This is a genomic window from Longimicrobium sp., from assembly GCF_036280135.1.
Lineage (GTDB): Bacteria > Gemmatimonadota > Gemmatimonadetes > Longimicrobiales > Longimicrobiaceae > Longimicrobium.
Window position 1 is genome coordinate 1 of record NZ_DASURI010000222.1, and the last position, 10479, is coordinate 10479.

The 10479-nt window shown below is 70.9% G+C and carries 8 protein-coding genes; 6 read left to right on the forward strand and 2 right to left on the reverse strand.

The features are described 5' to 3' along the window. Positions 1–56: 56 nt before the first annotated feature. Together ggt and VFZ20_RS06695 are read right to left on the reverse strand one after the other, a co-directional pair. Positions 57–1853, reverse strand: coding sequence for a gamma-glutamyltransferase (gene ggt / locus VFZ20_RS06690; protein ID WP_329683066.1), 1797 nt, complete (start codon positions 1851–1853; stop codon positions 57–59). A gap of 173 nt (positions 1854–2026) precedes the next feature. Beyond that, a complete protein-coding gene (locus VFZ20_RS06695) occupies positions 2027–2863 on the reverse strand; it encodes a hypothetical protein (protein ID WP_329683067.1) in 837 nt (278 codons plus the stop codon). A gap of 301 nt (positions 2864–3164) precedes the next feature. On the opposite strand from VFZ20_RS06695, the gene VFZ20_RS06700 reads away from it, so the two are divergent. The 6 genes from VFZ20_RS06700 (at position 3165) to VFZ20_RS06725 (ending at position 10204) form a co-directional block, all read left to right on the forward strand. Beyond that, positions 3165–3989: a hypothetical protein gene (locus VFZ20_RS06700; protein ID WP_329683068.1), complete on the forward strand. Its 825-nt coding sequence runs from the start codon at positions 3165–3167 to the stop codon at positions 3987–3989. Between the two features lie 239 nt (positions 3990–4228). Continuing rightward, a complete protein-coding gene (gene murQ / locus VFZ20_RS06705) occupies positions 4229–5146 on the forward strand; it encodes an N-acetylmuramic acid 6-phosphate etherase (RefSeq protein WP_329683069.1) in 918 nt (305 codons plus the stop codon). Continuing rightward, complete coding sequence (locus tag VFZ20_RS06710; RefSeq protein ID WP_329683070.1) at positions 5146–5613, forward strand: hypothetical protein; 468 nt, start codon at positions 5146–5148, stop codon at positions 5611–5613. The genes murQ and VFZ20_RS06710 overlap by 1 nt, the downstream gene beginning before the upstream one ends. Further along, positions 5610–6755: an anhydro-N-acetylmuramic acid kinase gene (locus VFZ20_RS06715; protein ID WP_329683071.1), complete on the forward strand. Its 1146-nt coding sequence runs from the start codon at positions 5610–5612 to the stop codon at positions 6753–6755. Before VFZ20_RS06710 ends, VFZ20_RS06715 begins: the two co-directional genes overlap by 4 nt. Before the next feature lie 70 nt (positions 6756–6825). Further along, positions 6826–7998, forward strand: a complete 1173-nt coding sequence (locus tag VFZ20_RS06720) for a HEAT repeat domain-containing protein (protein WP_329683072.1) — start codon at positions 6826–6828, stop codon at positions 7996–7998. Positions 7999–8662: 664 nt separating this feature from the next. Beyond that, positions 8663–10204 (forward strand): RNA-binding domain-containing protein, encoded by a 1542-nt coding sequence (locus VFZ20_RS06725; RefSeq protein ID WP_329683073.1) that lies wholly within the window; start codon positions 8663–8665, stop codon positions 10202–10204. The last annotated feature ends 275 nt before the right edge of the window (positions 10205–10479 follow it).

Consider the following 10479-nt stretch of genomic DNA (forward strand, 5'->3'; position numbering starts at 1 on the left):
CTCTCCCGCGCAGTTTGCGGGAGAGGGTGCGAGCGACAGCGAGCGGGTGAGGGCCCCTACTGCACGACCCGCCTCACCTCCCCCACCCCGACGGCGGCGCCGCCGCGGCGGGGGTCGGCGACGGCGGACTGGTAGCCGCCGGGGAGGATCACAATGCTCTGCACGTCGCCCTGATAGCCGCCGCGCTCCGCCAGGGCGTGCCCCATGGCCCGCAGCCGCGCCTCCGTGGCCGCCGTCAGGCCATCGCGCTCGTAGCGCAGCGTGTCGGGCAGGTGCTGGTGGTGCAGGCGCGGAGCGCTGGTGGCCGTCGCCACGTCCATGCGGAAATCCACCACGTTGCTCACGATCTGCGCGATGGACGTGATGATGGTCGATCCGCCCGGCGTGCCCGTTACCAGCAGCACGCGGCCGCTGGGGTCCAGGACGATCGTGGGCGTCATGGCGCTCAGCATCCGCTTGCCCGGCTGCACGGCGTTGGCCGCGCCCTGCACCAGGCCAAACTGGTTGGGCACGCCCGGCTTGGCCGTGAAGTCGTCCATCTCGTTGTTCAGCAGGAAGCCGGCGCCGTCCACCGTCACCAGGCTGCCGTACAGCGAGTTGATGGTGGTGGTCACGGCCACGGCGTTGCCGCGCGCGTCCACGATGGAGTAGTGCGTGGTGTTCTCCCCCTCGCCGGGCACCTGGCCCAGGCCGGGATTGACCTGCGCGGACGGCGTGGCGCGGTTGCGGTCGATGGTGCGCCGCCGCTCGGCCGCGTACGCGTCGCTGATCATCCGCTCCGTGGGCTGCGGGACGAAGTCGGGATCGGCCAGGTAGGCGTTGCGGTCGGCGTAGGCGCGGCGCGCGGCCTCGGTAAAGAGGTGCGCGTGCTCCGGCGACAGGTAGCCCAGCGACCGCAGGTCGTACCCCTCCAGGATCTTGAGCATGGCCGCCATCGTCACCCCGCCGGACGACGGGGGGGGCATGGAGATCACCTCGTGCCCGCGGTAGCCAAAGCGCAGCGGGTCACGCCACACGGCGCGGTAGCGGCCCATGTCGTCCGCCGTCATGATCCCGCCGCCGCGGCGCATCTCCGCTTCCACCAGCTCCGCCGTGCGGCCGCGGTAAAAGCCGTCCATCCCGCCCTCGGCGATGCGGCGCAGCGTCTCCGCCAAATCCGCCTGCACCAGCCGCTCGCCCACGCGCGGGGGGCGGCCGTTGGGGAGAAAGATGCGCGCCGTGGCCGGATAGCGTGCCAGCCGCTCCTCGTACGCCCGCAGCGAGAGCGCCAGCCGCTCGTGCACCACGATCCCCTCCGCCAGGGCGATGGCGGGCTGCAGCAGGTCCGCCCAGGGCAGCGAGCCAAAGCGCTTGTGCGCCTCCCACATCCCCGCCACGGAGCCGGGAACGCCCGACGCCAGGTGCCCCTGCAGGGACAGCGTGTCGCTCACGTTGCCGGCGCTGTCCAGGAACATGTCGGCCGACGCGGCCATGGGCGCCATCTCGCGAAAGTCCAGCGACGCCGTCGTGCCGTCCGCCATGCGCACCACCAGGAACCCGCCCCCGCCGATGTTGCCCGCCTCGGGGTTCACCACGGCCAGGGCAAAGTGGGTGGCCACGGCGGCATCCACCGCGTTGCCGTTGCGGCGCAGGATCTCGGCGCCCACCTCGGACGCCACGCGGTCCGTCGTCACCACCATGCCGCGCGAGGCGGTCACGGGGGCGATGGCGCCGCGGGGAAAGTCCCACTCCAGCGGAAAGGTGACCGTGTCGGCCTGCGCCGCGTGGGCGCGGACGGCGCCGGTGGGGCCGCAGGCGGCGGCGGGCGCCAGGGCGGCCAGCAGCAGCAGCGAGAGCGCGCGGAGCCTTGTCATTCCGTGTTCAGCCGTGGATCGGGGGTGCGTTCACGAACGGTGCGTCCCAAGCAAAGTGACTGCGTGCGCCCGTCGCGGCAACCCGGCCGAACGCCCGGCGGGCGGGCGCGACGAAAACGGGCCCGGCGGCACACGCGCGTGCCGCCGGGCCCCTCCTTCCACCGGACGCGGGATCAGGCCAGCGCGCCGGCCGCCTTCTGCTCGTTCAGCTTGACGGTGGCCAGGGTCGCCTTGACGGCCATGCCCGTGATCAGCACCCACATCCAGATCCAGCCCACGGCGCCCGCGCCCGCCAGCAGGGCCGTCACCTTGGTGTAGACGGTAAAGCCGGCGTACAGCACCAGCAGCCCGGCGGCCACCCGGCTGCGGAACCGGCGCAGGGCAAAGCTCAGCGCGGCCATGATCCCCGCGTCCACCAGCAGCCCGTCGCCGCCCACCTCGCGAAACAGCAGCCCCAGCGCCGCGTTCAGCCCGGCCAGCCAGAAGAAGGCGGTGGAGCACCGGTTGATGGCCTCGATCTCCGCCGCAAAGTCCTCCACGGGCGCGGCGGCCAGCGGCAGCGCGGCCGCCCCGCCCGACGCGAAGAGGGCAAACGGGTCCGATGCCGCGGACGCGCCGGACGAGCCTCCATACGGCGCGTGCGTCTCGGCCGGCGCGGAACCGCCGTAGGGCGCGGACGATCCGCTGCTCGTCGATGTCTCATACGGCGCGGACGCTCCGATTCCCGCCGAGGCCCCGAACGGCGCGGAGGCCCCCGCGGATGCAGACGCGGGGGTCGGCGTCGGCGTGCGGGGCGCGGACGGCCGGGCGGGGGCGGGCATTGCCGGCCGCGGCGCGGGCTTGCCGGAGAGCGCCGCGGCGGCCGCCGCGGGATCGGGCGCCACGCGGGCCGTGTGATGCGATCCGTCCGGGTACGCGACCCACTGGACGACGGGGTTCAGGATGCCGCAGTGCGGGCACGAACGGGCGCTGGCCGGCGTGGGCCGGGAGCAGTCGCGGCAGGTGGTCATGGGGAGGAATGCGGATCGGCGGGGTGCTTTGTCGGGGCAGCGATGGAAACATATGATCCATCCCGGGGGCGGGCAAGCATTTCCTTCGCGGCGAATGACGGAACCGGGCGGACCGTCGGCGCCGCGCGGGGGACGCAGCGACGGTCTTGCGCGCGCGCCGAATCCGCCTCTACTTGGTTCTGCCTGCCTTTGTCGGCGATCCGCCGACCCCTCCCGCGTTCAGATCCATCCTCCCAAAATCCGCAGGTGGAAAATGAGCGACACTGGATCCGGTTCAGGAGGCTCGAGCACGTGGCTGACGGTGCCCGTACGGGAGTACATCGTCAAGGCCTTCGTGACGCTTGTCCTGGCCTGCGTCGCGTTGGCCGCCATCGTGACCGCGTTTTCCCGCTTTCAGCTGCGGCCCACGGAGATCTCCATGTCGTCGGGCGGGATGTCGGTCAAGCTGGAGCGGCAGCTTCCCAACGGGACGGAGTACTTCATCGCCGTCTCTCCCCAGGTGGGCTGGCAGGACACGGACATCGAGATCAAGGCGGACGACGAGGTCGAGTTCTGGGCATCGGGCCAGGTCAACCTGAGCATCTACCGGGTCAACGAGAGCGTGGCGACGCGCAGGCAGGTCGAGGCGTCCGTCACCTGCGTCCCCGCGCCCGCGGAGGGCCGTTCCTGTACGGACCCCCGCGCGCGGGCGTACGCCGACAGCCTGCGCAGGGACTCGCTCGTCACCCCGGAGGCGTTCTACACCACGGAAGAATACGAGCGCATCCGTCCACGCCAGCCCTGGGTGGGCCCGGACGGCGACGAGATCACGGCCGACCGGTCCGTGCGGGGACGGACGCGCAACAAGCTGGCGCCGCCGCTTCCGTACGGACAGCTGGTCGGGATCATCCTCCCCAAGGCCGAGGACCCGGACGCGCGGAATGCCGTGCAGGTATTTGGCATCGGACGCACCCTGGAATCCGCGGGCGGCACCCGGCCCACGAAAAAGACGGGCGATCTGTGGCTCGCCATCAACGACGTGTGGAACGGAAGGGGAAAGCGCACCGGATCGGCGTATCCCGACAACCTGTTCCTGCTGGACAATGCCGGGTTCTTCTGGGTCCGCATCCGGGTGATCCACCGCTGAGCGCCCCGGCGTCCGGCGGCTCGACGGCGCGGCCGCGGATGCCGGACGCGTGTCGTTTCGTCTCAGTCACGTAGCAGGGGGGCTGTTCACGCGGGCCGCGAAGCCGTACGTTCCCTCGCAAAGCTCAACGGATGTGTGCGGTCGCCCCGGCCCGAAGCGTGCGGAAGTCTTGCGTCGCCCGGCGGGACCGCGCACGTTGGCGTGCGGCCCGCGCGCGCCGTCTCCCGCACTTGCACCGAATGACTTCCAGGCCGCCGCTGGACCCCCGGCTTACCGAGCAGCGCAATCCCGCCTCCACGGAGATCGACCGACTGTCGGCCCTGGAGATCGCGCGCATCATCAACCGCGAAGACCAGCGCGTGGCGCCCGCCGTGGCCACGCAGCTGGACTGCATTGCCCGGGCGATCGAGCTGGCGGAGGACGCCTTTCGCGCCGGGGGCCGCCTGGTGTACGTGGGCGCGGGCACCAGCGGCCGGCTGGGCGTGCTGGACGCGTCGGAGATGCCGCCCACCTACGGCACCGATCCCCGGATGGTGCAGGGCATCATCGCTGGCGGCATGACGGCCCTCGTGAACCCCGTGGAGGGCGCCGAGGACGTCCGCGAGACGGGCGGGGCGGAGATGGACCGCCTGGAGATCGGCCCCGACGACTTCGTCTTCGGCATCGCGGCGTCGGGCACCACGCCCTACGTGCACGGGGCCCTCACGCGGGCCAAGCAGCGCGGCGCCAGGGCGGGCTTCCTGCTCTGCACCCACCCGGAGGAGTGGATGCTGCAGGTGTACGACGTGGTGATCGCGCCGCTCGTGGGCCCCGAGGTGGTCACGGGCTCCACGCGGATGAAGGCGGGCACGGCCACCAAGATGGTGCTCAACATGATCACCACGGGCGCCATGATCCGCCTGGGCAAGGTGTACGGCAACCTGATGGTGGACCTGCGCGCCACCAACCAGAAGCTGCGCGACCGCAGCGAGCGCATCCTCATGGAGACGCTGGACCTGGAGCGCGACGACGCCCGCGCCCTGCTGGCCCGGGCCGAGGGGAGCCTCAAGACGGCGATGGTGATGCACTGGACGGGCGCGGACCGCGAAAAGGCCGCGGAGGAGCTGGCGCGCAGCGGCGGCCGCCTGGGCGATGTGCTGCGCGGGGTGGGGGGCTGATGCTTCTCGTGGATCCGCGCACGCTCCCCGCGCGCCCGCCGTCCGAGGTGGAGTGGGAAGACCTGCTCGTGCGGGTGGAGATCGCGCCCCGCGCCCTGCGCGTGGCCGTGGAGGACGCGCCGGCCGGGCATCCCGGTGTGACCGAGGCCCTGCACAGGGGCGTCATGGCGGAGATGGTGCTGCAGGACATGCTGGAGGCCATCGTGGAGGACCGCGAGGCGCGCGACGGCGTGGGCGTGGAAGGGATGGAGGACGATCCGCAGGAGCTCGTGGCCCGCTACGCCCGCCTGCGCTTTCGCAGCTTCGTGATGGTGCAGCGCCGCGGCCTGAACGTGTGGGACTGGACGGTGCGCGGCGGGCCGTACGCCGGCGCCACGGCGTACCAGCTGTTCCAGGGCGCCGCCCGGATGGACGGCATGCTGCTGGACGCCGTCCGGCAGGCCGCCCGCGGAGGGCCGTCCGCGTGAGGGTCATCGGGCTGATGTCCGGCACGTCGCTGGACGGGATCGACGCGGCGCTGGTGGAGGTGGACGGGACCGGGCCGGACGACATCCGCATCCAGGTGCTGCACTCGCTGACGCTCCCCTACACGGACGAGCAGCGGCGGATGAGCCACGACGCCATCGTCGCGGGGTCCGCCGAGGCGCTCTGCGGCCTGCACGCGGACCTGGGCGAGTGGCTTGCGGCGGGCGCGCTGGCCGTCTGCGCGGGGGCGGGGATCGACATCGCCACGGTGGACGCCATCGGCTCGCACGGGCAGACGGTGTGGCACCGCCCGCCGTCCGGGGGCCGCCGCGGCGCCACCCTCCAGCTGGGTGACGCGTCCACCATCGCCGAGCGCACGGGGCGCCCCGTCGTGAGCGACTTTCGCACGCGCGACGTGGCGGCGGGCGGGCAGGGCGCGCCGCTGGTGCCGTGGACGGACCAGATCCTGTTCTCCGTGCCGGACCGCACCCGCGCCCTGCAGAACCTGGGCGGCATCGGCAACGTCACGCGCGTGCCGCCGCGGGGCAGCGCCGAGCCCGTGTGGGCGTTCGACACGGGGCCGGCCAACGCGCTGATCGACGCGGCGGTGGAGATCGCCACGGGCGGGCGCCACCGCTACGACCGCGACGGCCGGCTGGCCGCCCGCGGACGCGTGGACGCGGCGCTGCTGGAGGACCTGCTCCGCCACCCGTACTTCGACGCCCCGCCGCCCAAGTCCACCGGACGCGAGGAGTTCGGCCGGCCGTTCGTGGAGCGGCTGGTGGAGGTGCTGGAGCCGGAGGGCGACCAGGACTGGATGGACCTGGTCGCCACGCTCACGGAGCTCACGGCCCGCACGGTGGCCGACGCGTACCACCGCTGGGTGCTGCCCCGCGGCGTGGACGAGGTGGTGCTCACGGGCGGCGGATCGCGCAACCCCGTGCTGGCCGGCCGCATCCGCGCCCTGCTGGACCCCGTCCCTGTCCTCGACGGGGATGCCCTGGACGTTGATCCGGATGCAAAGGAGGCGGTGGCCTTCGCGGTGCTGGCCTGGGCGCACCTGCGCGGCATTCCCGCCAACCTGCCGAGCGCCACGGGCGCCGCCGGGCCGCGGGTGCTGGGCTCGCTCACGCCCGGCGCCTGACCGCCGCGCCACCGTCAACCGACCCGTAGAACCGTCCATGCCCTTCTGTCGCCCCTTTCCCGTCCGCCGCATGGCCCGGAGCGCCCTCGCGCTTGCCGGGCTGGGCGTGCTGGGGGGGTGCGTGTTCGGCGGGCGGGACCCGGTGCCGCGCTTTGGCAACGCGCTGCTGGTGAACGAGGTGGTCCGCATCCTGAACGTGGAGGAGCCGTCGCCGGCGTACTACCGCGAGCGGGCGCGCCTGGAGGGGCTGGGGCCGCAGCTGGACACGGTGCTTACGGCGCTGGTGCAGAACGAGAACGCGGACGACCACGTCCGCGCCAACGCCGCCGTGCTGCTGGCCGACCGGCTGGTGCCCGGCACGGTGGACCTGCTGCGCCGCCAGCTCACCACCAGCTCCTCGGACGTGCTGCGGGCGCAGGCCGTGCGCGTGCTGCAGCGTTTCGCGGCGGACAGCGCCGGCGCGCGCGAGGCCCTGCGGGCCGCTGTCACGGATCGCTCGTCCATCGTGCGGTTGAACGTGCTGCAGCGGCTGGACGTGGAGGACGCGCCCCTCGTCCGCACCCTGCTGGCCCGCGAGGGCGACGCGCAGGTGCGCACCATCGCGCGGCAGCTGCTGGAGGTGCTGGAGGCCCGCGGGGCGCCCCTCGTCCGCGACGCGCGCGGCGACCTGCGCACGTCGGGCCGCGAAGGCGCGCCGCAGATCGTCTTTCATCCCACCTGGGCGGACTCGGCCGCGCGGCTGGAGGTGGGCGGGCTCTGGGTGGAGCTGCCCAACGCGCAGTCGCTGGTGCCGCTGGCGCAGGACGTGGAGGTGGTGGACGAGGTGGTGCCGGCCTTCTTTGACCCGGGCCGGCAGATCATCGTCTACGAGTCGGGGCGCGAGGTGCGCGTGCGGGACCTGCGCTCCGGCGGCACCCGCTCGCTGGGGCCCGGCGTGGCGCCGCGGGTGATCCCGTTTACGGACCACATCGTCTTCGTGCGCGAGGTGCCGGGCGCGCAGTCTACGGAGGCCGGCGGGTCCGTGGTGGATTACGACGTGCTGCGCGCGTCGTTCTCCGCCGGCGGACCCGAGCCCATCGGCCGGCTGCGGGCGCAGGTGGAGCCGGCCATCCACCGCGGCGCGTCGCCCGTGCGCTGGATGGTGGTGGGCGAGGCGCGCAGCGGGTTCGTGCTGCGGGCGCCGGGGTTCGTGGAGCCCTTCGTGCTGCCGGGCCCGTTCGAGGCGCCGCCGGTTTCCAACTGATTGAACTGCGGGTTACAGGGGACAGGTTACAGGGGACAGCCTGCAGCTGCGGTTTGATGGAGACGGCGAGTTTGGCAGATGGAGGCGTCCCGCGGGACGCCTTTTTCGTTTTGGAACGTTGCCTGTCTGGCTACTGGTGGGCTTACTTGCTGGGTGCTAGCGGGCTACTTGGTGGATTGCTGGTGGGCTTACTCGCTGGGTGCTGGTGGGTTGCTTGCTGGGTTGCTGGTGGGGCTTACTTGCTGGGCGCTGGCGGGCTACTTGGTGGATTACTGGTGGGCTTACTTGCTGGGTGCTGGCGGGCTACTTGGTGGATTACTGGTGGGCTTACTCGCTGGGTACTGGTGGGCTTACTTGCTGGGTACTGGTGGGCTACTTGGTGGATTACTGGTGGGCTTACTCGCTGGGTGCTGGTGGGGTGCTTGCTGGGTTGCTGGTGGGCTTACTTGCTGGGTACTGGTGGGGCTGCCTGGTGGGCTACTGGTGGGGTACTGGTGGGCTGCCTTGCTGGGGGCCCAGCACACCTGCCCGTGTGATGATCGACCGAGCCTTCCGTTTGTTCACGCCAGCCACTTCCGCTTTTCGTGTTCATCATGTACTGTTTGGGCGCGCTCTGTCTGAGTGTGTTCCTGACGCATCCCCCTGAACGCAGGTATATCGCGCCATGGCGTTGCCGATCCACATTCCGGACCTCTTCACGGGCACCGTCGTGGAGTGGGAGCGGCTGGAGTTCAAGGCGGGATGGAACCCGGAAGCGGCGCTCCACACACTCTGCGCATTCGCGAACGACCTGCACAATTGGGGCGGCGGATACCTGGTCATCGGCGTGGCGGAACAGGACGGGCGGCCGGTGCTCCCGGCCGCCGGACTGCGAGCCAGCCAGCTGGACCGCATCCAGAAGGAGATCCTGAACGTCGCCAACCGCATCACGCCGGCATATCACCCGGTCGTGGAGCCGTACGTGCTGGACGGCAGGCACGTCCTTGTGCTCTGGGCGCCCGGAGGACAGAACCGGCCCTACAAGGCCCCGATCTCCCTCGCCAGGGGAGAAAAGAGCCACGCTTACTTCGTGCGTTGCGGCTCCTCCACCCTGCAGGCGAAGGGCGTGCTGGAAAGCGAGCTGCTCCAACTGACGGCCAACGTGCCGTTCGATGATCGCATTCGGCACGATGCGGAAATCTCGGACCTGTCGCTTCGCCTGATCCAGGCGCACCTGCAGGAGGTGAAAAGCGGATTGTTCGAGGATTCCGGCGCGATGAACTTTGGGCAGCTCTGCGCCGCCATGCAGATTGCCGACGGGCCAGCGGAGAACCTGCACCCGCGCAACGTGGGGCTGCTGTTCTTCACGGAAGAGCCCCGCCGCTTTCTTCCGCAGGTGCAGATCGACGTTGTGCACTTTCCCGAGGGCCGGTCGGGGGAGATCCGCGAAAAGCAGTTCGCCGGGCCGCTGGGGCGGCAGCTGCGCGACGCGCTGGCGTACATCCATGCCACGTTCATCGCCGAACGTGTGATCAAGCGCGCCAGCCGGGCAGAGGCGGACCGGTTCGTCACCTTTCCCTACGTGGCCGTGGAAGAGGCGATGGCGAACTCCGTCTATCACCGCGGCTACGACGTGCGGGAGCCCATCGAGGTGCAGGTCACGCCCAACGAGCTGTCCATCACCAGCTATCCGGGGCCGGACATCTCCATCCGCATGGACGACCTGAACCAGGGCGGCGTGGTGGCACGACGCTATCGCAACCGGCGCATCGGCGAGTTCCTCAAGGAGCTGCGCCTGACGGAGGGACGCGGGACCGGTGTGCCGAGCATCTTCAAGGCGATGCGCGACAACGGCTCGCCCCCGCCTCGCTTCGAAACGGATGCGGAGCGTACCTACTTCACGACCATCCTGCCCATCCACCCCCTGGCGCTGCCGCCCCGCGAGCAGGAATCGCTGCTGGGCGAAAGCCTGGACGACGCGCCGGAGGTGCTGCACGCCGAGCCGCGCCGCTGGGTGGTCCTGCGCGCCACGGCGACCCCGCAGTCGCGCAGTAACCTGCAGGCCCAGCTGGGTCTTCGTGACGCGAACAATTTCCGCCGCGTATACCTCTATCCGCTTATCGAAGCCGGGCTCGTCGCGCCGACCATCCCCGGCAGCCTGCATGCCCCGAACCAGCGGTACCAGGCGACGGAGCTCGGCCGTGCGCTCCTGGCGAAGACGCGGTGAATCGTCCGCCCAGCAAGCAACCCAGCAAGTAACCCAGCAAGTAACCCAGCAAGTAACCCAGCAAGTAACCCAGGCAAGTAACCCAGCAAGTAACCCAGCAAGTAACCCAGGCAAGTAACCCAGGCAAGTAACCCAGCAAGTAACCCAGCAAGTAACCCAGGCAAGTAACCCAGCAAGTAACCCAGCAAGTAACCCAGCAAGTAACCCAGCAAGTAACCCAGCAAGTAACCCAGCAAGTAACCCAGGCAAGTAACCCAGGCAAGTAACCCAGCAAG

Bases quoted from the DNA above. Each gene is read 5' to 3' on its own strand.
- ggt (WP_329683066.1), bottom strand. From the start codon at position 1,853: ATGACAAGGCTCCGCGCGCTCTCGCTGCTGCTGCTGGCCGCCCTGGCG.
- VFZ20_RS06695 (WP_329683067.1), bottom strand. From the start codon at position 2,863: ATGACCACCTGCCGCGACTGCTCCCGGCCCACGCCGGCCAGCGCCCGT.
- murQ (WP_329683069.1), top strand. From the start codon at position 4,229: ATGACTTCCAGGCCGCCGCTGGACCCCCGGCTTACCGAGCAGCGCAAT.
- VFZ20_RS06710 (WP_329683070.1), top strand. From the start codon at position 5,146: ATGCTTCTCGTGGATCCGCGCACGCTCCCCGCGCGCCCGCCGTCCGAG.
- VFZ20_RS06720 (WP_329683072.1), top strand. From the start codon at position 6,826: ATGGCCCGGAGCGCCCTCGCGCTTGCCGGGCTGGGCGTGCTGGGGGGG.
- VFZ20_RS06725 (WP_329683073.1), top strand. From the start codon at position 8,663: ATGGCGTTGCCGATCCACATTCCGGACCTCTTCACGGGCACCGTCGTG.